The following is a 21,206-nucleotide window of genomic DNA, read 5'->3' on the forward strand; positions in this document are numbered from 1 at the left end:
CTCCTCGCTAAAAACGGTTACTGCGGGGTCGTTACGTCTCGGCGCGGGGGAAGTTACGAATCGTCTCCTCCCGGAAGGCGTCCTCGTCGAACTCGTAGTCGCCGTCGAAGAAGTCCATCAACTGCTTCGTGTCGCGCATGGCGTTTTTCACGCAGGTGGACGCGCCCGGCGAGGGCGTGATGTTGAAGATGATATCGTCGCCGGTAATCTTGGCTTCGCCCATATCGAGCGTCTTGGCCTTCGTATCGACTATCTGCGGTCGGACGCCGCCGTACCCCTTCGCTCGCTCGATGTCGTCCAGTTCGATGCTCGGAACCACCTTCTGGACGTGCGGCAGGAACGCCCGCGGCCCCACCTCGGGGAGGTCGTACAGGAGGTTTCTGACGACGTACGGGAACAGCACCCGGTCCGAGAGGATGTTGGCGTAACTCAGGAACGAGTCGAGGCTCAGACCGAACACGTCGAGGAAGTCGCCCACGGTGGAGAACCGGCCCCGTTCGAGCGTCGGCACCACCTTCGCCGTCGGCCCGAACCGGGTGACGTTGGCGTCGTGGACGTCGGCGTCGCCGTGGACCGCCGCGAACGGCAGTTTCTTCATCTGGAGCGTGTACACCTTGCCGTTCAGGTACTCGCCCTCCGCGAGGAAGAAGCTCCCAGCGACCGGGAGCAGGGACTTGTGCTCGCCGTAGCCCATCCGCTTTGCTATCTGGAGGCTGTGTGACCCCGCCGCGACGACGGTGACGTCGGCCTCGAAGTCTCGCGCGTCGGTTTCGACGGTGAACCCCTCGCGGTTCTTCTCGATGTTCTGGACCTCCGTTCCGGTGAAGACGTCGACGCCGTCTTCCTCCGCGGCGTTCTCCACGAACGACCTCGCCGTCTTCCCGTAGTCGACGACGTACCCGTCGGGCGTCTGCAGGGCGAGCATCTCCGTGTTCGGGTCCCGGCCCTCGACGACTTTCGGCTCTATTTCGGCGATCTCCTCCCTGCCGATGGCGCTGAGTTTCGGGAACAGGTCGCCGAACCCCTCGTCGTCGTATCTCCGCCGGAGTTTCGGCACCTCGTCGTCGCCGACGGCGAGCACCATCTTGCTCCGCTTGCTGTGCATCTCGCGGTCGGGGTCTTCGTTCTCCAGATACCCCGCCAGCATCTCCGCGCCTTCCTTGACCTCCTCGGCCTTCCGTAAGGTGTAGTTCGTCTCGATGTCCCCGAAGTGCAGCGTTTGGGAGTTGTTCGTGTTGTGCGAGTTTATCGCCGCTATCTCGTCTTCCTTCTCGAGTAGCGCGACTCGCTCGATATCGGTGAACTTCGAGACCGTATAGAGCAACGACGCTCCGCTTATTCCTCCGCCGACGATAACGAGGTCGTATTCGTCTATCATTATTTGAGCACTCTCGCGTCCGACCGCTCTACCCGACCGGTCGGAATTCGACTACTTTTCGGTGCCGATGTTCGACTGCGAGCGTCGCCGCTACCTTCCGGAGATAAAAACGGTTGTCGTCCGCGGCTTACCGCTTCGCGTCGGAACCGGCCGACGCGGCGGCGTCCGAGGATTCGACCGCGTCGACGGCGTAGCGACGGTTCTGTTCGTGCCACGCGTCGGCGGGCAGTCGGGTCGGGTCGCGGTAGGCGAGGTCCGTCCCCTCGTGGGAGAGGCGGAGTTCGCCGCCGCGGACGCGGCACCGGTAGACGACGTTGACGATGGAGTGGGGGTTGTTCCCCTCCCCCGGCCCGACGGAGTAGACGTCGACGAGTTCGACCGGTTCCACGTCGAGGCCCGTCTCCTCGCGAACCTCCCGGACGGCGGCCTCCTCCGCGGACTCGTTGGGGTCCACGTACCCGCCGGGGAGCGCCCACCGGCCGTTGTTCGCGCGTTCCATCGCGAGAACGCGCCCCTCGTCGTCTTCGACCACGGCGACGGCCCCCACTTTCGCCGAGACGTGGCCCAACTCCTCGCGGAGCGATTCGCGGACGGCCGACGGCGGTACGTCGAGGGCGCGCCCGTAGTAGTCGCTGACGAGTTCGAGGACGCGTTCGTACCGCTGTCGGTCGTACGCGTCCTCCGCCCCGTCGTTGTATTCGAGCCCGTTCTGGGCGATGACGCGGAGTTCGTCTAACAGTTCGAGGATGGCGATACCCCCCTTCTCGGTTCCGTTCGCCTCGTCCGGTTCTCTGCGGAGTCCCCGTTGCACGACCCGTCGTTTCCGACGGACGGATTTAGATTCGTCTGTTCGCGTCGAGGTTCGTATCGAAAGTTGGTCACAGTGTCTCCCCCGTTTCATCGCCGCCTCGAACCGAGGCGACGGTGCCTTGGGACGGTCAGGATTCGTCCGTCCCCTCGTCGGTGTGTTCGACCTGCCAAATCTCGATGTCCCAGTCCGGCATCTCCTCCGAGGGCGATTGCACCAACCATCCCCCTTCGATATCGACGCCGTTTCGGTGCGCCTCCGCCAATAGGCTCCGCAGTTCGTCCGTGAACCCCCCGGCGGTCGTCACACCGCTTTCTTCGGTCATGGGTTTCGGTTACCGGTCGACGGATACGGTGTGAGTAGACTGTATCCACGCCCTGTCGTTCTCCGGGTCCGTTATCATGGCGATGGTCCCGGAGCCGCTCTTGTATTCTGTGTACGTTTCTCGCACTATCTGCTCGGTTGATTGGTTCTCGTTGTTCACGACGTTTGCACTCCCCGCGTTGTTCTCGCTCGTACCGCTCACTGCTGCTCCGAGACGTGGATACGACCGTAACTCCACACCGTCACTTCGAGACCCGCCATCTCGAAAGTCACTCTGACGTCTCCCTGTCGCGGCTGCCCGCCGCTCGGCGCTTGGAGGAGACTCGAGAGGGCGTCCGGATCGACGACGGAGTACAGCGGTTCGATTTCGACCGGGTCCGTGCCGACCACGTCCGAAACTGCATCGACGATACCGACGATTACCGATTCAGGCTCCTCAGCGTCGAATTCCACCATCGCATACCCGTCTGACTCATTGACGGCTAATCCGTTACCCATGTTACTGTAGAAGTAGTGAAGGCGGTTGAGAGATTGCGTTCATCACCTGCGTATTTATATAGTGCCGCCGCTCTCCGGCCGCAAAACTAACTCGCGACCGAATTATGTCATCTCTCGGACACCACGGTCGACTCGATCAACTGCTCCGACGCCCGTCTGAGGCGTCTCCCGCAGGCGGTCGAGGAGATACCCATCTCCTCGGCGAGTTCCTGCAGGGTTATCTCGCGCGGGTCGCTGAAGTACCCCCTGTCGAACGCCAGCAACAGCGCCTCTCGCTGGCCGTCCGTCAGGCCGAACCCGCCCCGCGTCGCGGCTTGGTCGTTCTGGTACATCGCCTTCACCCGGAAGGTGATGTTCTCCGCCTTGCAGTACTCCCGGAACGCGGTGAGCGAGTCCAAATCGGGCAGGAGTGCGCGGAACCTCCAGCCCCCGTCGTCGTGGGCAATCTCGGACAGGTAGATGCCGAGTTCGGCCAGCTTGTACGTGACGAGCTTCGCCCGGTCGGTCAACTGCACCCGGTAGATGCGCCGGTCCTCCAGTTCCGCGACGAGGCGCGGGTCGGTCACGGTGTGGTCCGCGGCCAACACCTCCTCGAACCCCTCGAAGTTCCCCTCGACGCTGAAGAACAACACGAGCGCGTCCCCCGCTTGAACGGGCTGCGTCTCCGGTCGAATCTCCACCTCCGTCATGGCCTCTATCGTGCGTCCGAGCACGAAGTCCGGGTGCGATACGTGAACTTCTGCTATCGTCATCGAATCTATGCTGTGGTGGGGTCGTTCTGCGGAAGCGCGTTCCCGTGGTGGAGGGCTGAGTCATGCACGTTTTCAGTCGTCGGCGGGGTCGGCCGCGGCACCGGGTAACGTTTCGAGCGCGGAGCCGCCGCGTTCGGTCAGGGAGACGACGTCCGCCGTTCGCTCCGTCAGTCCGACCTGTTCGAGCTTCGGCAGGTGACGGTGGTGAAGCGAGAGAGCGACGTCCTCCGAGGCGGCGGCGGGTCGTTCGGCGCGTTCCCGCGTCGCAACCGCGTCCGCCAGTTCGTCGAAGGACGCCTCCCCGTCGTTCTCGCGGAGGTACGCGAGCGCGTACCGCCGCCGAGCGTCCGCCAGCACGTCGAAGAGAGAGTCGGTAGAGCAATCGACGAAGGTCGAAGGCCCCCACGTAGGTTCGGTGCTCATCTACACGGTAGTAGTAGTACTAGGATAATGAGCGCGAGCCCAAACTGTTTAGGGAGTCGGGGAAATCGGAACCGCCAGAACGACCACGTCACCGCCGCTCGGCGACCGTTTCGAGGCTTCCGCCCCACCTCTGAGACCGACGGAGCGCCCGGTACGAACCGTTTTCGCCCGGCAGCGTCGGTTTTTTCGGCCGGCCTAACAATCGAAACGACTTTGTTCGTTTAGGCTGGCCTAAATCGTATGGGGCCTGAATCTCGCGGACGCGAGACGGTGACGCGGCGCGACTACGTGAAGTACGGCGGCGCACTCGTCGGTGGCGGCCTACTCGCGGGGTGTACCGGCGGTAACGGGGCCGACCCGTCCGAAACGCCGGCCGAGACGGGACGACGGCCGCGGACGACTCGTACTCGGTGACGATGGAACCGGTCGGCACCGTCGAGTTCGAGTCCGTCCCCGAAACGTGGGTTCCGTACACCGGCGATTACGCGGACATGGGCGTCGCACTGGGGCGGGCCGACGGCCTCGCCGCCGTCGGCGTCCGCGCCCGGTACGGCGCCCACCTGTACGAGGAACTCCCCGGCGTCTCCGTCGACAAGAGCGAACTCACGCAACTGTGGCAGGACGGCACCGGCAAGGAGGTGTACTACGAACTCGGCGCCGACGTCCACCTCACCGACCCGAACTTCATGGTGAACCGCCTCGGGTGGAGTCGGGAGGACGTCGACGAAATCGCGGAGAACGTCGGTCCGTTCTTCGGGAACACCGTCTTCTCGCGCGTATACGAGTGGCACGATTACGCCGACTACACGCTGTACGAGGCGTTCGAGAAAGTCGCGGCGGTGTTCCGGGAACGGGAGCGTTACGAGGCGTTCGTCTCCCTCCACGACGAGGTTCTCGCGGACGTCCAAAGTCGGCTTCCCGAGGAGACGCCCGACATCGCGGTGCTTTACCCCGCCGAGGTTCCGCCCGAGTCGTTCTACCCGTACCTCGTCGGCGACGGCACCCAATCGAAACAGTGGAACGACCTGAACGTCGGCGACGCCCTCGCGGAGAACGACGTCACGGACGCGCAGGCGGGCGGCGGCACAATCGACTACGAGGCGCTTCTGGAGATAGACCCCGACGCCCTCGCCATCAGGCTCCAAGGCGAGATTACCGACGAGTACTTCGAGCAGAACATCGCCTCGCACCTCCGGAACCACGACGTGGCGAGCGAACTCACGGCGGTGCAGAACGACCGCGTCGTCTACGGCGGCCTCACGTACCAGGGGCCGATCATCCACCTGTTCCAACTCGAACGGGCCGCGCAGGGCCTTTACCCCGAGGAGTTCGGCGACGAGCGACTGTTCGACCGACAGCGAGTCGCGGATATCGTCAACGGGGAGTTCTGACCGGCGCGGCGTCGACTTGAGAGCGCCGCGTCGCGGGCGAACACTCATATAAAAATTGGAACTGACCCTCGTAATCGAGCGTACGATCGTCGCGGAGAGGATGTCGTGCCCGGAAATAGTAGAAATAGAGACTGTCGTCCGATTCGGCAGATTTAGCTCCGTCGCCGTTCGACTGCTCCGAATTCCCCAATAAATCCGTCGTCGGACTCTGCGCGTGAACGGAGTTCCCACCGCAGAGGACTGTGAGGTATATTAATGACAATTGGCCGAGGGTACGGGCCATGGACCGATCCGACGAGAGTCCGGCGGACGAATCGAACGACGCGGAGACAGACGAGACGGCGGCGCGGTTCACGGCGACGAAGCGGGCGTTCCTGCGGGGTTCGGGCGTCGCACTGGGGGCGGGCGTGCTCCCGGCCGGGGCCGGTACCGCCGTGGGAACGACCGGCGGGAAGTCGAACTCCGTCGCGAAGGGAGGCGGCGGGATGGTTTCGAGCGTCCACCGGCAGGCGACGAACGCGGGCGTCGAGGTTCTGAAGGACGGCGGGAACGCCGTCGACGCGGCGGTCGCCGTCCAGTTCGCCCTCAACGTCGTCCAGCCCCACTCCTCGGGAATCGGCGGCGGCGGGTTCATGCTCGTCTACAGCGCCGAGGAGGACGAGATAATCGCCATCGACAACCGGGAGCGTGCGCCCCTCGGGGCCCAGCCCGACATGTTCCTGAACGAACAGGGCGAGGAGGTTCCCTTCTTAGAGCGTCACACGAACGGGAAGGCGGTCGGCGTCCCCGGAACGCTGAAAGCCGCCGACGTGGCCGTAAAGCGGTTCGGAACGAAGGAACTCGGCGAACTCATCGAACCGGCCGTCGAACTGGCCGCGCCGGACGGAGAGACGGTCACCGTCGACGAGTTCCTCGCGGACTCGATCGCGGCCAACGTCGAGGAAGGGTCGTTCACGTCGACCGCAAAGGAGGTGTTCGCGCCGGGCGGCGACCCCCTCCAAGAGGGCGACGAACTCGCCCAACCCGACCTCGCCGACACTCTCCGCACCATCCGCGACGAGGGCATCGGCCCGTTCTACAAGGGCGAAATCGCGGAGGACATCGCCGAGACCGTCCAAGGCGCGGCGCGGTACCGAAAGACGGGCGGGAACATGACCGTCGACGACCTCGGCCGGTACAACGTCGAGATTACGCGCCCCGTCCACGTCACCTACGAGGGCGACGCGCACGACATCACCGTCCGGACGATGCGCTCTCCGACCTCCGGCGGGTACGTCATCGGGCAGATTCTCTCGCTGTTGGAACCGTTCGACCTCGCGCAGTACGACCGCCGGTCGTTCGACGTCTACCACCGGATGATAGAGGCGTTCCAACTCGCGTTCGCCGACCGAAACGAGTACTTGGGCGACGAGGAGTTCGTTGACATCCCGTGGCAGGGGTTCCTCGACGAGGAGTACCTCGACGAACGGCGAAAGATCATCGACCCGAAGAAGGCGACGGCGGCGACGCGCGAACCCGGCGACCCGTTCGCGTACCAACCCGGCGGGCAGTACTACACGAGTCCCAGAGACGTCGAGGAGGCCCAGAACGTCAGCAACGCCTCCGGAAACAAGGGGAAGAAGACCGGCACCGAGGAACCGTCCGGGCAGACGACGCACTTCACGACGGCCGACGCCGACGGCAACTTGGTCTCGTGGACCAGCACCATCGAGCAGTTGTTCGGGTCGGGAATCATGGTCCCCGGACGGGGGTTCATGCTCAACAACGAACTCACCGACTTCGACTCCGAACCCGGCGGACCGAACGAGGTTCAACCCGAGAAGCGCCCCCTCAGCAGTACGAGTCCGACGATAGTCACGCGCGACGGCGACCCCTTCCTGACGGTCGGGTCCCCCGGCGGGTGGTCCATCATCCACACCGTCTCCCAGATTCTCCTCAACGTCGCGGAGTTCGGTATGGACATCGACGAGGCCGTCGCGGAACCGCGCGTCTACTCCGCCACGGGTACGTGGGTCCAAGCCGAGGGCGGCGTCCCCGACGGCGTCGTCGACGAACTGAACGCCGCCGGCCACGACGTCTCCGTCGTCGAGACCATCGGTAACGCGCAGTCCATCCGCATCGAGGACGACGGCGAGTACGTCGGCGTCGCGGACAAGCGCCGGAACGGGTGCGCAAAGTCGCCGTAGGCGGCGTCGGCGACTCGGACTTTTCGCGGTGGGGGTATTCCGCTTCGTCCGGCGAGCACACTCTCTCTACCGAGCGATCGAGACGGAACCTCAGGTATCGCCGGAACCGTCGAGCGCCGTCTCCGTCACGTCGTCTTCGACCTCCACAACCGCTAACAGAAAGGATTCTATCGCCTCAGCGTCCACCTCGGTCGTCGCTTTTGTATTCCAACGAGATTCCGCAGTTGAGAGGAGGGGAAATGACTGTATTCACTGGACTTTGGCTTTGGAAGCGCCGTTGAGCAAGTGGACGGCAATCCCGCCGAGAACGACGTTGAAACCGACGAGAACGGCGACAGCAGGAATCACCGTATTCCAGGGGCCCGAGAAGGCCGTCACGTTCAACACCGTCATCACATTCTGGCCGAGCATGAACGCTCGGACACCGTCGACGCCGTAGGTGATAGGATTGACCACCGCAACCGACTGGATCCATCCCGGAAGAACCTCGAGCGGGACAAACGCGCTAGAGACGAACAACAGCGGGAACGTCAGAAGGTTGGCGATCATGGTCGTCGCCTCTTGATCGTGCGTTACGAGCGCGACGATGTTCGAGAACGCCATGAACGCGCCACCGAATATCACCGCAATCGCTACGACGCCAACGAAACCCAGCACCCCCGTCCGAAGGTAGCTCCCGACCGACGCGCCTGACTGAAGGTACAGCATCACGTAGCCAAGCAACAGGATAATCGCGGTCTGGGCGGCAATTCGGACCACCTCTGACAGGACTTTGCCGAGGAACATTGCACCCCGGTCCATCGGTGAAGCGAGGAGTTTCTCGAACATTCCCGTGTCCATGTCGTCGACTAATCCGATACCGGAGACCGCAGCCGCAGCGAGCGCGGACTGAATCACGATAGCCGGGGTGAGGTACGTAATGTAGTCGACGCCACTACCGAGCGTCTGAGCGAGTGCGCCGCCGACAACAGCGCCGAGGACTTCGGCCATCAGCACGAAGAAGATGACCGGCTGGATCAGCGATGAGAACGTCACGAAGGGGTTCCGGGACGTCTTGACGAGCCACCGCTTGACGCTGATCTGCACGTCCGCCGCGAAACCGTTCCCTGGAGCTTTTTGCGCGATGTCGCTTCCCGCGACATCGCCCTCGTCGGTGATGTTGCTCATTCGGTCGTCCCCCGTCCGGAGACAGTAGCGCTCCGTTCGTTCGTCCCATCTCGGTTAGATGCCTCCGGACTCTCACCGGTGAGCGCAAGGAACACGTCGTCGAGCGTGGGCGACCGGACATCGAATCCCGTGACGACAACGTCAGCCTCGTGCAGCGCGACGAAGAGTTTACTCACAGCCTCCCGAGCGCCTTCGGCTGTGATGGTGAATCCATCGTCCGTTGTTTCGATAGTCGCGGTGTCGAGGGCATCCGATTCACGCACTACTTCTATTGCACGTTCAGTCGCCTGTTCGGACGAGTCCGCCAGCGTCAGATCGAGAATATCGCCGCCGACAGCCGATTTGAGCGCCCTCGGGGTGTCAGTTGCGACGATTTTACCGTCCTGAATCACGGACAGGCGGTCACACAGCCGGTCCACTTCTTCGAGATACTGTGTCGTGAGAAACACCGTCGTTCCGCGTTCGTTGAGTCGCTCGAAGTAGTTCCAAAGGCGCATTCTGGCTTCGGGGTCGAGACCGGTCGTCGGTTCGTCGAGGAACACCAGCGGCGGTCGATGCACGAGAACGGTGGCAGCGTCCAGTCGCTTTTTCATCCCGCCGGAGTAGTTCTCCGCTCGCTCGTCGGCAACGTCTGTGAGACCGACTAAATCGAGCAGTCTCTCGATACGTTTATCTTGCTCTGAGTCGGGGACACCGTACACCTCACAAGCGAACCGAATGTTCTCACGCGCGGTGAGTTCCTCGTCGACGCTGGTCTCTTGAGCCATGTAGCCGATGGATTCGGACACTGCCTGTGGCTCCGTTTCGACGTCGTATCCGTTGATACTCACCGAACCCTGATTCGGACGGAGCAGTGTCACGAGGGTCTTGATAGTGGTCGTCTTTCCGGCACCGTTCGGGCCCAGAAAGCCGAAGAACTCGCCTTTCTCGACAGCGAGGTTGACACCGCAGACGGCTTCCGTACCATCTTCGTATGTAACGTGTACGTCGGTCGCATTAATTGCGAGTTGCTCTTCGTTCGACTGGCACGAGTTATCGGCCTGCATTCGGGGAGGTTGCGACTCCATAGCGGGATTTCATACTTCGGAGAGTTGCCCGCTAAGACTGTCTCTCATTCGTGCGGCAGTTTATATACCCCGTCGAAGAACCGGTGGTCTCACTCGGGTAGCGGTGGCCACGTGGAGGCAACAGTCGTCTCGATGAGGTAGGTCTGTGCCCGACGGAGACGCTCGGAGACCGACGACGCGGTGATCCCGAGTTCGGTGGCTACCTCGTCGAGCGTCGCCGTTCGCGGAATGTCGAAGTAGCCCATCTCGTAGGCGATCCGGAGCGCCTCACGCTGGTGGTCGGTGAGTCCGTCTCCCGCTTTTTCGGCTTCCCCATCGTAAGTGAGTCGCCGGAGGGAGAATTCACCGTTTCGCTGCCAGAACGTACGAAACTCGTCCAACACTGTCCTGTCGGTGAACCACCCGGATTGAATCCAGCCGGTCGGCGTGACGCGGATCTGCTCGATGATGGAGTCGGTGGTGGCGAGCGCGCGGAGCTTCGAGAGATCCTCGATCTGTTCGCCGAGTTGGGCGTCCATCCCGAGAGCTGGCAAGACCTGGTACCGAGACGTTTCGCCTGCCTGTCCGACCAGAGTGTACTCCGCCACGAACGACGACGATTCGAAGGCTCGCTCGATCAACGCGGGCGTTTCATGCGTCGCGTGAACGATAAACGGCGGACGATTGCCGTGATTGGGCTGGAGTTCGACATCCAGCGTCGCTTCTGGAACGTCTCCTGCAACCGTCACGAGCGGGAGATGCTCGCAAGTGATCTCGTATTCGGCGATGAGGCCCATGTCTCTCAACACTCGCTACTACAGATATACAACTTGGAATGGTGGCCAGATAACCGTCTCCCACTCGACTACTGCCGACGGTTTGCGACGTGTTTTCATACTCTACCGCGCGTGGGAAGGCCGCCTCGCCGACATCCGCGACGCGGTTCGGGAGGCCGCCGCGGTCGGCGTGGACATCGCCCGCTACCACGACATCCCGCTTATCCTCGATAGCCCTTCTTTCACTCTTCTTCGCCGTGACGCCTGTACATCGGAGAGGTACCTCCGCAACAGCAGGATGGGGATTTCATATCGCGTTATTCAGTTTACCCACACTGTCAGCCCGGCGGAGAGTCCCGCCTCCGGCATACCAAAGCATTACTTGTCGCGTGCCAACCTGATACCATGGCCCTTCGCAAACCGCCGTTACGCGAGGTACACGCCGCGCGCGACGCGAAGTTCACGGAGTTCGGCGGGTGGGACATGCCGGTGGAGTTCGACTCTATCAGAGACGAACACGCGTCGGTTCGCGAGTCGGCGGGCATCTTCGACGTCTCCCACATGGGGGAGTTAGAGGTGTCCGGCCCCGACGCGACGACGCTGATGCAACGGCTGACGACGAACGACGTGACGAACCTCTCGCCGGGCGACTCGCAGTACGCGATGATAACCGACGACGAGGGGACGATTCTCGACGACACCGTGGTCTACCGCCTCCCCGAGGAGGAGACGTACCTCTTCGTCCCGAACGCGGGCCACGACGAGGAGATGTACGGGCGGTGGACGGAGTACCGCGACGAGTGGGACCTCGACGCGACCGTCCGCAACGTCACCGACGAGTGGGCGATGTTCGCCGTCCAAGGCCCGGACGCGCCGGGCCTCGTGGTGGAGGCGGCCGACGGGGGCGTCTCCGACCTCTCGAAGTTCGAGGCCGCCTACGCCGACGTCGCGGGCGTCCGGTCGTGGGTCGCCCGAACCGGCTACACGGGCGAAGACGGGTTCGAGATACTCTGCCCGTGGGAGGACGCCGAGACCGTCTGGGAGGCGTTCGACTGCCAGCCCTGCGGCCTCGGGGCCCGCGACACCCTCCGCATCGAGATGGGCTTTCTCCTCTCGGGGCAGGATTTCGACCCCGAGGAGGAACCGCGGAACCCCTACGAGGCGGGCGTCGGCTTCACGGTGAAACTCGACACGGAGTTCGTCGGGAGAGACGCCCTCGAACGCGTCGAGGCGGAGGGCGTCGAGGAGAAGTTCGTCGGCGTGAAGCTGTTGGACCGCGGCATCGCCCGCCACGGGTACGACGTGACCGACGGGGACGGCGACGTAATCGGTCGCGTCACCTCCGGGACGATGAGTCCGACGCTGGGCGAGTCCATCGCCCTCGGATACGTTCCGGTCGAACGCGCGACCCCCGGGTCGAAGGTCGGCGTCGTCGTCCGCGGCGAAGAGAAGCGCGCGAAAACCGTCACACCACCTTTCCTGGAGGATAAGTAAATGTTCGAAGTTCCCGAAGACAGAAAGTACCTTGAATCGCACGAGTACGCGACCACCGACGGCGATACCGCGACCGTCGGCATCACCGACTTCGCGCAGGACGAACTGGGCGACGTCGTCTACGTCGAACTACCCGACGAGGGCGACGACGTCGCGCGGGGCGAGGAGTTCGGCGTCGTCGAGAGCATCAAAGCCGTCTCCGACCTGTATTCGCCCGTCTCGGGCACCGTCGTGGAGGTCAACGACGACCTGTTCGACCACCCCGAGTACGTCAACGACGACCCGTACGGCGACGGGTGGATGCTGAAGGTCGAGGTGACCGAGGGGGAAGGGTTCGACGAGTTGCTCTCGCCCGAGGAGTACCGCGAGCAGACCGAATGACGCGGGGAAGCCCCTACGCGCCGCACACGGACGCGGAGACGAAGGAGATGCTCGCCGCCGTCGGCGCAGAGAGCGAGGAGGACCTCTTCGACATCCCGGAGGCGGTCCGCTTCGACGGCGAGTTCGGCATCGAGGCTCGCCGCGAGCGTGACGTTCGACGGGAGATAGCGACCACGCTGGCGAAGAACGACGACCTGACGGAGTTCCTCGGCCGCGGCCACCACTCCCACTACGTTCCGTCCCTCGTGGACGATCTCTCGCGGCGGTCGGAGTTTCTCACCTCCTACACGCAGTACCAACCGGAGATAACGCAGGGGTTCCTGCAGGTCCTCTTCGAATACCAGTCGATGCTCGTCGAACTGACGGGCCTGCCGGTGGCCAACTGCTCGATGTACGACGACGCCACCGCACTCGCGGAGGCGGCGCGACTCGCCGGGCGCGCCCGCCGCGTCTCCGGCGAACGCGTCCTCGTCCCCGAGATTCTCCGCGAGGGCAAACGCCGCGTCCTCGACAACTACGTCGCCGGAACCGACCTCGACGTCGAGACGTACCCGATGGACGACGGCACCGTCGATATCGACGCCCTCGAAGCGCAGGTGGACGAGGACGTTGCGATGGTGTACGCCGAGAATCCGACGGTCCGCGGGAGCATCGAACCGCGCCTCGCAGAGATCGGCGATATCTCCGACGACAGCGGTGCGCTGTTCTGTCTCGGGACGGATATCGTGGCCCTCGCACTGCTGGAAGAACCCGCGTCCGTCGGCGCCGACGTGGTCGTCGGCGAGGCGGACGCCCTCGGCATGCCGACGAGTTACGGCATGGGACTCGGCCTGTTCGCCACCCGCGAGGAGTTCCTCCGGCAGGTGCCGGGCCGCCTCGTCGGCGCGAGCGAAGACGCCGCAGATAAGCGCGCGTACACCCTGACGCTGCAGACGCGCGAACAGCACATTCGCAAGGAGCGGGCCACCTCGAACATCTGTACGAATCAGGCGTGGGTGGCCCTGCGGACGGCGATGCACGCCGCGTACCTCGGCCCGTCGGGCCTCGTTGACCTCGCGAAGCGGTGCGTCACCGACGCCGAGTCGCTGGCCGCCGAGTTAGACGGCCTGAAGGGCGTTCGCGCGCCCGTCCACGACGGACACCACTTCCGCGAGTTCGTCGTCCACGTGGACCAACCCGCGAAGGCCATCGCCTCGGACCTCGAAGCGGAGGGGTTCGCCGTCCACGTCGTCGGCGAGCACCGCCTGCAAGTCTGCGTCACCGACCTGAACGCCTCGAAGACGGACGCCCTCGTTTCGGCGTTCGAGGAGGTTCTCTGATGGATTTCGACCAAGCACGCTACGCCCGCGAGGACGTGTACGAACCGCTCCTCTCGGAGAAGAACTCGACGCGCGTCGAGATAGACGAGGAGGACTCGCCCCTCCCCGACGACCTGACGCGCGACTCGGTGGAACTGCCCGAACTGTCCGAACCCGAACTGGCCCGCCACTACACGCGCCTCTCGCAGATGAACTGGAGCGTCGAGACGGGGCCGTACCCCTTGGGGTCGTGCACGATGAAGTACAACCCCTCGTTCACCGAGGACGTGGCCGCCGACCCGAACGCGGCGATTCACCCCGACCGGTCGGCCCGGAGTTCGCAGGGAACGCTCGAACTCCTGTCCGACTTACAGGACTACCTCGGTCGAATCGGCGGCATGGACGCCGTGACGCTCCAACCGCCCGCGGGTGCGGCAGGCGAGTTCGCGGGCATCCTCGTCGCGAAAGCGTACCACGAGGCCAACGGCAACGACCGGAGCGAGGTCATCGTCCCCGCCTCCGCGCACGGGACGAACTTCGCCACCGCCGCGATGGCGGGGTACGACGTGGTCGAACTCCCCTCCGGGGAGGACGGCCGCGTGGACGTGGAGGCCCTCGACGCCGCCGTCTCCGAGGACACCGCCGCGCTGATGCTCACCAACCCGAACACGGTGGGACTGTTCGAGCGAGACATCGTCGAAATCGCGGAGATGGTCCACGACGCCGGTGGACTGCTCTACTACGACGGCGCGAACCTCAACGCCCTGTTGGGACGGGGGCGCCCGGGCGACATGGGGTTCGACATCATGCACTACAACGTCCACAAGACGTTCGCGACGCCGCACGGCGGCGGCGGCCCCGGCGCGGGACCGGTCGGCGTCGTCGAGGAACTGGCGGAGTTCCTCCCGAGTCCGCACGTCCGCGAACGCGGCGGGTCGTACGAACTGTACGAACCCGAGCGGTCGGTCGGCAAGGTGCACGGCTACGCGGGCAACTGGCTGGTTCTCGTGAAGGCGTACGCCTACATCGCTCGTCTCGGCGACGAGGGGTTGGCGGACGCCAGCGCGAAGGCCGTCCTCAACGCGAACTACCTCGCAGAGCAGGTGGACTTGGAGGTGCCGTACGGCCCGTTCCACCACGAGTTCGCCGCGACGGCGGGCGAGAGAGACGCCGCGGACGTGGCCAAGCGGATGCTCGACTACGGCGTCCACCCGCCGACGACGAAGTGGCCCGAGTTCGTCCCCGAGGCGATGCTGACCGAACCGACCGAAGTCGAGAACCGCGACTCCCTGGACGACTTGGCGCGCGCGTTCAACGAATCGCTCGCCGACTCCGAGGAGGAACTCGAAGACGCGCCCTCGCGGACGGCGGCGCGCCGCATCGACCAAGCCAGCGCCGCGCGGAACCCGCGACTCTCGTGGCACGCGCTCGACGCCGAAGAAGAGTAGAGAACCCGACTTTTTCGCGGCTTACGCGTCCGCGGTGGAGATGCCGTCGTTGATGTTGATGAAGCCGTAGCCGCACTCGCTACAGCGCCACTTCGTCTTCTCTCCGAGGTGAAGCTCCGTGTAGGCCGTCCGCCAGAACTGGCTGTTGTCGCACTCGGGGCAGTCGTACTCCATCTCGAGACTCATATCGCACGTTCCGCGACGCGCCAAGTTGAAGATACTGATTCGAACGGTGACCTCCCGGAGCGTATATCGCATTTTGCGATACGGAATGAAAGGGTGCTTCGTATACAACCTCGGAGGACGAGTTCGGCGCGTGCTCTGTCTACGGTATAGGCTGGCTCGAAATGGCCGATCAGGAGAGCGAGCGAAGTTACCGGCCGGATTCTCTGTACGCAAGAAAGGCTCTCCAGAGGAAGACGCTACCGACACTGAGGGCGAGTGGACTCGTAACGTGGAGGTAGCTGAGAGTCCCGGAGAATCGGGGCTGGAGCCTCGCCGTTAAAACGAACCAGAAGAGTCCCCACAGTACGATCGTACCTAGAAGTTGGCGCATCACTCCGGCCGTCCGAGTCGCTTTATCGGCGGGGCCGAGCGAGGATGTGGTCATACACCAACACCGTCCTCGCACTGCAAGTACTTACTTCCTCTATGTATCTCTGGTTGGGGTTCGCATCGAAGCCATCCGCTGAGGGTGTGCAGAGTCGAGCAGGTCTCGGCAGGGCGGCTCTGACGCTGTTTGTCGACGCTATCGAGGGCGCACTGGGTCCGGAAGCGGTCGAAGTTCCGGCATCGTTCCCGACCGCTCGATCGTCTGGATTTCGACGTCGTTCACCGCGACGGTGAGCGTTTCCCAGTCGCTCGGTACGTCTGCTCCGCCGACGAGGTGAGTGACGGAACCGCATCGCGATTCCCCGGTCTTTCCGCCGGACGACGTTTCGCTACTGAATCCGGACGTAACGGTGAATCTCAAGACGAACTCGTTCGCGACAGAACGGGTCAACTCAGGTTCGACGTCTCCCAACTCGCTACAGAGCCTCACGTCGAACGTCAAATCCGCGGACTCGCCGTCGCTCACGATGTGAACCCACCCGCTGTGAGTCTCCCCCTCACTCGGGAACGATGTACGACTCTTCGAGTAGACGAGTCCGAGGGAGTCGTCGCCCTCGTCGGTTTCGCTCTCGTCCGACCTACTAAGGGCCACAGAACTCGTCCACCCGTGACAGCCGGCGAGGCAGCCGATACCGGCGATGGAACTGACGGCCAGCACCTCGCGGCGGGATACTGGAGGGCTCATCACTCAGTGAATACGCACTCTCGATAAGTGCTTTTCTACTGCCACGTCGTGGACACGGAGCGCACTCTCAGTCGTCTCTCCGTCTGTCCTCGACGCCGGGTGCGAACTCGAACGGATTCGGTTCTATACCTTCGTGGTACGAGCGAACGGCCAGCTTCGTCCCGAGGTAGCTCGCTCCGACCGTACCGAAGAACGCGACGACGAACGTCCCGGAGCGTACCGAGACGCCTCCGTTACGGTTCGCTGACCCGGAGAACCGGCTTGATGGCGTCGCCGTTCTCGGAGTCTTCGACGGCCTGCTCTATCTCCTCGAAGTCGTAGTACGTCACGAGTTCGTCGAAGGGGAACTTCCCCTGTCGGTACAACTCGACGAGGTCCGGGATGAACTCCCGCGGCGAGGAGTCGCCCTCGACGATTCCGGTGACGGAGCGACCGTTGAGGATGAGGTCGTTCACGTCGAAACTCGCTTCGGCACCCAACGGCGGCGCACCGGCGATTCCGAGCGTCCCGCGTTGGGTGAGCGTCTCGACGGCCTGTTCGGCGACGTCGGTGACGCCGGTCGTTTCGAGGGCGTACTCGACTCCCCCGTCGGTCACCTGTCGGACCGTTTCGACGACGTCGTCTACGTCGTCGGGGTTCACCGTCTCGGTCGCACCGAGGGCGGCCGCCTTTTCGAGGCGGTTCTCCCGGAGTTCGACGACGACGACGTCGGTACAGCCCTTGATATCCGCGGCCATGACCGCCGAGAGACCGACCGACCCCGCGCCGAAGACGACGATGGACGACCCCGCCTGCGGGTCCAGCGAGTTGATGACCGCTCCCGCACCGGTTTGGATGCCGCACCCCAACGGCCCCAGCAGTTCCAAGGGAACGTCGTCTTCGACGGGGACGACGTTTCGCTCGGTGGCGACGGCGTGGGTGGCGAACGACGACTGGCCGAAGAATCGGCCGCTTATCTCCTCGCCGTCGCGCGAAATCGGGGACGTACCGTCCTCCGGTCGCGCGCCGCCGAAGTTGTATTCGTAGAAGTGCTCGCAGTACGCGGGGTGTCCGTCTCGGCAACTGGGGCAGCGTCCGTCGGCGTCGAAACTCATGACGACGCGGTCGCCCGGTTCGACCGACGCGACGTTCGCTCCCACCTCTTCGACGACGCCGGAGCCTTCGTGCCCGAGGACCGCCGGAAGCGGCGTCGGATACCACTGGTCGCGGACGATCATGTCCGTGTGGCAGACGCCGGCCCCGACGACGCGGACGACGACTTCGTTCGCCTGCGGGTCGTCCAGTTCTACGGTCTCGATGTCGAACGGTCCCCCCTCTTCTTCGACTACCGCGGCTTCGATCTCCATGTGTCAATCAACCTTCAGTATGCTCTCGGTTAGAATTTTGGTCGACGGACGGACTCGTCCGTCGCGAGAGCGCTCCGCGAACCGCGAGCACGGGTCGAGCGTCGTCCCGCCTACTCACGTTCGGCCGTCGCCGTCCCGCCTTCGGGTCCTCCCTCAGACGACGAGGTTGGTCAGGGAGTCGCCCGCCTCGCGCCGGCGGACGTTCTCGCGGACGAGCGCCGCGATTCGGTCGGCGTAATCGACCGTCGCGGCGGCGGCGTGCGGGGTGACGACGACGTTCTCCATCTCCCACAACGGGGAGTCCGTCGGGAGGGGTTCCTCCTCGAACACGTCGAGGCCCGCGCCGGCGATGTCGCCCGACCGGAGGGCGGAGACGAGGGCCGACTGGTCGACGACGCCGCCGCGGGCGACGTTGACGAGGTAGGCGTCCTCCCGCATCGCGTCGAATTCGGCCGCGCCGAGGAGTCCCTCCGTCTCGTCGGTCAACGGGACGGTGAGGGCGACGAACCGCGCGTCCGATATCGCCTCGACCAACGCGTCGGGGGTGTACACCTCCGAGACGTGTTCGACGGGCGTCGGCGTCCGACGGACGCCGGTGACGTCCATCCCGAGGGCGTCCGCGCGGCGGGCGACGCCCAGACCGAGCGTTCCGAGGCCGACGACGCAGACGGACTCGCCGTTCAGGGTGAACGCCTCGTCCCACGCCGGCGGGTCCCACGCCTTGTCGGCTTGGTCGCTCCGGTAGCGGTGGAGGCGGCGCGCGAACTGGAGCATGAACCCCAGCGCAGTCTCGCCGACCGAGTCGCCGTGGAGGCCGGTGCTGTTCGTCAGCCGTATCCCGCGTTCGCGGAGGGCGTCGAGCGGAAATTCGTCGTACCCGGCGCGGACGCAGTGAATCCAATCGAGGTCGGCTTCCAGAAACTCCGGTTCGTGACCGAACGAGACGACGGCGTCGAACCCGGCCACGTCGTCGCTCACCTCGGCATCGTACTCCGAGAGGAGCGACCGCAACTTCTCCGCCGGGAAGATTCGCTCGACGGACGAGTGGATGGCGACTCGCGTAGGCATGGGGGCCAGTTCCACCGGACGGACAAAAACGGTTCGTGACGCGGCGAGAGCGTCGGAGGACGCGCCGCCGTCTCAGGCCGTCCGGGCGGCGTCCTCTCGTTCGTCGGACAGGGCTTCTTCGCGGAGTTCCCGGGACCGCTCGGAGGAGACGCTCAGGTTCGGCACCTCCGTCGGGTCGCCGTCCTCGTCGATGGCGACGTAGACGAAGTACGACTCCGTCGTCAGTTCCGTCTCGCCCGTGAGGGGGTCCTCCCGGAAGACGCGGAGACGGACCTTGACGCTGGTCGTCCCGGAGTCGTAGACGTACGCTTCGATGAGTGCGGTGTCCCCGCGCGGAATCGGTCGGTGGAAGTCGACGCCCTCCATGCGGGCGGTGACGCACGTCTCCCCCGAGAACCGCATCGCGGACATCGCTCCCACCTCGTCCATCCACTTCATGACGTTGCCCCCGTGAGCCATGTCGTAGTTGTTCGTGTCGTCAGGTTGGACCAGCACCCGGTTCTCGATGTACGTCTCCTCCAGATCGACCATACACTCGCTACCGAGACGCCCCGAATAACGCTTCTGTCATGCGGTCGTATCGTTGTCTGTCGATTGTGAGGGATTCGGCGGAGCGGTCGTCGCCGGTCCGATTCGACTCGCCGCCGGCCAAATCTCTTTGCCCCCGCGACCCGAACGGCCGGGTATGAGCATCACGCTGTACGCTCTCGACGGGTGCCCGTACTGCGAGAAGGTCCACGACGCCCTCGAAGACGGCGGCGTCGAGTACGAGACGGAGTGGGTCGAAGCGCTCCACTCCGAACGGAACGAGGTCAAGCGCGTCAGCGGTCAGCGCTCCGTTCCGGTACTCGTCGACGAGGAACGCGGCGTGACGATGAACGAGAGCGACAACATCCTCCGGTACGTCGAGGAGACGTTGGCGGCCACATGAAGATATACACCGGCCGCGGCGACGAGGGGATGACCGACCTCCGGGACATGTCCCGGGTGTCGAAGACCAGCGCCCGCATCGAAGCCTACGGGACGGTGGACGAGGCGAACGCGCTGATCGGAACTGTCCGCCCCACGGGGTACGACGACGTGGACGAGAAACTCGAACGCGTCCAGAACCACCTCCACGTCGTGCAGGCGGACCTCGCGAACCCGGACCCCGACGAGGACGACCCGGTCACCACGGCGGACCACGTCGAGGAACTGGAGTCGTTCATCGACGAGGCCGACGAGGAACTGGACCAACTGAACTCCTTCATCCTCCCGAGTGGGAGCGACGCCGGGTCGAAACTCCACCACGCGCGCGCGGTGACGCGCAGGGCGGAGCGCCGAACCGTCGAACTGGCGTCGGAGGAACCGGTGAACGAGCAGACCGTCGCCTACCTGAACCGCCTCTCGGACGCCCTGTTCACCCTCGCGCGCCTCGTGAACAAGCGCGACGGCGTCCGCGAGGACGCCCCGACGTACTGAACACCACGCCTCCGTTCTTCCGTCCATCGCCCGATAGCGCTCCGCTACCCTCGATAGAACATTGTCTCGACCGACACAATCCTTTTATCTGTTGCTTGCCTACGGTCAGATATGAACAAGCACTTCGAAGACGCTTGGTACTACCTCCGACGCGCGGGCGAACACCTCTCCGTGGGCATTCGAGAGGAAGCCGAACCGGTCGAACGCCGCGTTCGCAAGATGCTCGGGCGCGAGGAGGAGGTGCCCCCGTCCGGACGGGAGCGTCTGCAAGCCGAACTCCGCCGCCGGGCGCCGCGACGCGTCGAAGTCGGCGGGAAGAAGGCCATGCGCCGCGCCCAGAGCGGTATCCGACGCTACCGCGGCGGGTCCGCGGAGTAAGCCGAATCGCCCCGAAGAAGAACGTTTAAGTCTCGCCCCGGGATACGATTTTGTGCGCGGGTTGGTGGTCTAGCCCGGTTATGACGGCTCCTTCACACGGAGCAGGCCGGCGGTTCGAATCCGCCCCAACCCATCCTCTTAAGGCGATTACACCGTGAGCGTGCGGACCGTTCTCACCCGTTCTATCTGATTTCTGAGAGGTGGTCGCGGTGAGTCGGACGGTCGAGTTGGAGCCTCCCGTTTGCGACTACTGCGGGTGCTACGTTCTCGACGATGACCAATCCTG

22 protein-coding genes, 1 tRNA gene and 1 pseudogene are annotated in these 21,206 nt (G+C 64.3%); 10 read left to right on the forward strand and 14 right to left on the reverse strand.

Features of this window, described 5'->3' with window-relative positions; genetic code table 11:
- Window positions 1-31 precede the first annotated feature (31 nt).
- From BLS11_RS03885 to BLS11_RS03915, 6 genes are all read right to left on the reverse strand, one after another.
- The gene (locus tag BLS11_RS03885; protein ID WP_092533200.1) at window positions 32-1,378 is read right to left on the reverse strand and encodes an FAD-dependent oxidoreductase; all 1,347 of its coding nucleotides are present in this window, start codon (window positions 1,376-1,378) and stop codon (window positions 32-34) included.
- Between the two features lie 127 nt (window positions 1,379-1,505).
- Window positions 1,506-2,189: an NUDIX hydrolase N-terminal domain-containing protein gene (locus BLS11_RS03890; RefSeq protein ID WP_217628974.1), complete on the reverse strand. Its 684-nt coding sequence runs from the start codon at window positions 2,187-2,189 to the stop codon at window positions 1,506-1,508.
- Window positions 2,190-2,316: 127 nt separating this feature from the next.
- Window positions 2,317-2,511, reverse strand: coding sequence for a hypothetical protein (locus tag BLS11_RS03895; RefSeq protein ID WP_092533206.1), 195 nt, complete (start codon window positions 2,509-2,511; stop codon window positions 2,317-2,319).
- 197 nt (window positions 2,512-2,708) lie between these two features.
- Window positions 2,709-2,966 (reverse strand): HalOD1 output domain-containing protein, encoded by a 258-nt coding sequence (locus BLS11_RS03905; RefSeq protein ID WP_092533212.1) that lies wholly within the window; start codon window positions 2,964-2,966, stop codon window positions 2,709-2,711.
- 149 nt (window positions 2,967-3,115) lie between these two features.
- Complete coding sequence (locus tag BLS11_RS03910; RefSeq protein ID WP_092533215.1) at window positions 3,116-3,760, reverse strand: helix-turn-helix domain-containing protein; 645 nt, start codon at window positions 3,758-3,760, stop codon at window positions 3,116-3,118.
- Window positions 3,761-3,832: 72 nt separating this feature from the next.
- Window positions 3,833-4,183, reverse strand: coding sequence for a DUF7344 domain-containing protein (locus BLS11_RS03915; protein ID WP_092533218.1), 351 nt, complete (start codon window positions 4,181-4,183; stop codon window positions 3,833-3,835).
- A 240-nt stretch (window positions 4,184-4,423) separates the two neighbouring features.
- On the opposite strand from BLS11_RS03915, the pseudogene BLS11_RS03920 reads away from it, so the two are divergent.
- Both BLS11_RS03920 and ggt read left to right on the forward strand, forming a co-directional pair.
- Window positions 4,424-5,574, forward strand: a pseudogene (locus BLS11_RS03920) (ABC transporter substrate-binding protein).
- 281 nt (window positions 5,575-5,855) lie between these two features.
- Window positions 5,856-7,760: a gamma-glutamyltransferase gene (gene ggt / locus BLS11_RS03925; protein ID WP_092533221.1), complete on the forward strand. Its 1,905-nt coding sequence runs from the start codon at window positions 5,856-5,858 to the stop codon at window positions 7,758-7,760.
- Between the two features lie 249 nt (window positions 7,761-8,009).
- On the opposite strand, the gene BLS11_RS03930 is transcribed toward ggt, so the two are convergent.
- From BLS11_RS03930 to BLS11_RS03940, 3 genes are all read right to left on the reverse strand, one after another.
- Window positions 8,010-8,927, reverse strand: coding sequence for an ABC transporter permease (locus tag BLS11_RS03930; protein ID WP_092533224.1), 918 nt, complete (start codon window positions 8,925-8,927; stop codon window positions 8,010-8,012).
- Complete coding sequence (locus tag BLS11_RS03935; protein ID WP_175454368.1) at window positions 8,924-9,973, reverse strand: ABC transporter ATP-binding protein; 1,050 nt, start codon at window positions 9,971-9,973, stop codon at window positions 8,924-8,926. The genes BLS11_RS03930 and BLS11_RS03935 overlap by 4 nt, the downstream gene beginning before the upstream one ends.
- 110 nt (window positions 9,974-10,083) lie before the next feature.
- A complete protein-coding gene (locus BLS11_RS03940) occupies window positions 10,084-10,770 on the reverse strand; it encodes a helix-turn-helix domain-containing protein (protein WP_092533230.1) in 687 nt (228 codons plus the stop codon).
- A 384-nt stretch (window positions 10,771-11,154) separates the two neighbouring features.
- Here BLS11_RS03940 and gcvT point away from each other — a divergent pair, with 384 nt between their 5' ends.
- Genes gcvT through gcvPB form a run of 4 tightly spaced genes read left to right on the forward strand, consistent with a single transcriptional unit; the run spans window position 11,155 to window position 15,370 of the window.
- Window positions 11,155-12,243, forward strand: a complete 1,089-nt coding sequence (gene gcvT / locus BLS11_RS03945; protein WP_092533233.1) for a glycine cleavage system aminomethyltransferase GcvT — start codon at window positions 11,155-11,157, stop codon at window positions 12,241-12,243.
- Complete coding sequence (gene gcvH / locus BLS11_RS03950) at window positions 12,244-12,624, forward strand: glycine cleavage system protein GcvH (protein ID WP_092533236.1); 381 nt, start codon at window positions 12,244-12,246, stop codon at window positions 12,622-12,624.
- Window positions 12,621-13,943: an aminomethyl-transferring glycine dehydrogenase subunit GcvPA gene (gene gcvPA / locus BLS11_RS03955; RefSeq protein WP_092533239.1), complete on the forward strand. Its 1,323-nt coding sequence runs from the start codon at window positions 12,621-12,623 to the stop codon at window positions 13,941-13,943. The genes gcvH and gcvPA overlap by 4 nt, the downstream gene beginning before the upstream one ends.
- A complete protein-coding gene (gcvPB, locus tag BLS11_RS03960) occupies window positions 13,943-15,370 on the forward strand; it encodes an aminomethyl-transferring glycine dehydrogenase subunit GcvPB (RefSeq protein ID WP_092533242.1) in 1,428 nt (475 codons plus the stop codon). The genes gcvPA and gcvPB overlap by 1 nt, the downstream gene beginning before the upstream one ends.
- A 21-nt stretch (window positions 15,371-15,391) precedes the next feature.
- On the opposite strand, the gene BLS11_RS19275 is transcribed toward gcvPB, so the two are convergent.
- The 5 genes from BLS11_RS19275 to BLS11_RS03990 all read right to left on the reverse strand — a co-directional run bounded on the left by BLS11_RS19275 (window position 15,392) and on the right by BLS11_RS03990 (window position 19,612).
- On the reverse strand, window positions 15,392-15,556 hold the full coding sequence (locus tag BLS11_RS19275) for a DUF7838 family putative zinc beta-ribbon protein (RefSeq protein WP_175454369.1): 165 nt from the start codon (window positions 15,554-15,556) through the stop codon (window positions 15,392-15,394).
- Between the two features lie 562 nt (window positions 15,557-16,118).
- A complete protein-coding gene (locus tag BLS11_RS03975) occupies window positions 16,119-16,667 on the reverse strand; it encodes a hypothetical protein (RefSeq protein WP_139172761.1) in 549 nt (182 codons plus the stop codon).
- A 233-nt stretch (window positions 16,668-16,900) separates the two neighbouring features.
- A complete protein-coding gene (locus BLS11_RS03980; RefSeq protein WP_092533254.1) occupies window positions 16,901-18,013 on the reverse strand; it encodes an NAD(P)-dependent alcohol dehydrogenase in 1,113 nt (370 codons plus the stop codon).
- A gap of 153 nt (window positions 18,014-18,166) precedes the next feature.
- Window positions 18,167-19,081: a D-2-hydroxyacid dehydrogenase gene (ddh, locus tag BLS11_RS03985; RefSeq protein ID WP_092533257.1), complete on the reverse strand. Its 915-nt coding sequence runs from the start codon at window positions 19,079-19,081 to the stop codon at window positions 18,167-18,169.
- A 72-nt stretch (window positions 19,082-19,153) separates the two neighbouring features.
- Window positions 19,154-19,612: an acyl-CoA thioesterase gene (locus BLS11_RS03990; RefSeq protein WP_092533260.1), complete on the reverse strand. Its 459-nt coding sequence runs from the start codon at window positions 19,610-19,612 to the stop codon at window positions 19,154-19,156.
- Window positions 19,613-19,766: 154 nt separating this feature from the next.
- Between BLS11_RS03990 and BLS11_RS03995 the strand changes: the two genes are divergently transcribed.
- From BLS11_RS03995 to BLS11_RS04010, 4 genes are all read left to right on the forward strand, one after another.
- Complete coding sequence (locus BLS11_RS03995) at window positions 19,767-20,012, forward strand: glutaredoxin family protein (protein ID WP_092533263.1); 246 nt, start codon at window positions 19,767-19,769, stop codon at window positions 20,010-20,012.
- Entirely contained in the window at window positions 20,009-20,542 is a 534-nt protein-coding gene (locus BLS11_RS04000) for a cob(I)yrinic acid a,c-diamide adenosyltransferase (protein ID WP_092533266.1), read from the forward strand. The genes BLS11_RS03995 and BLS11_RS04000 overlap by 4 nt, the downstream gene beginning before the upstream one ends.
- A gap of 111 nt (window positions 20,543-20,653) precedes the next feature.
- Complete coding sequence (locus BLS11_RS04005) at window positions 20,654-20,920, forward strand: DUF7553 family protein (RefSeq protein ID WP_092533269.1); 267 nt, start codon at window positions 20,654-20,656, stop codon at window positions 20,918-20,920.
- Between the two features lie 58 nt (window positions 20,921-20,978).
- Window positions 20,979-21,053, forward strand: a tRNA-Val gene (locus tag BLS11_RS04010).
- The last annotated feature ends 153 nt before the right edge of the window (window positions 21,054-21,206 follow it).

Origin of the sequence: Halopelagius longus (assembly GCF_900100875.1) — an archaeon.
Lineage (GTDB): Archaea > Halobacteriota > Halobacteria > Halobacteriales > Haloferacaceae > Halopelagius > Halopelagius longus.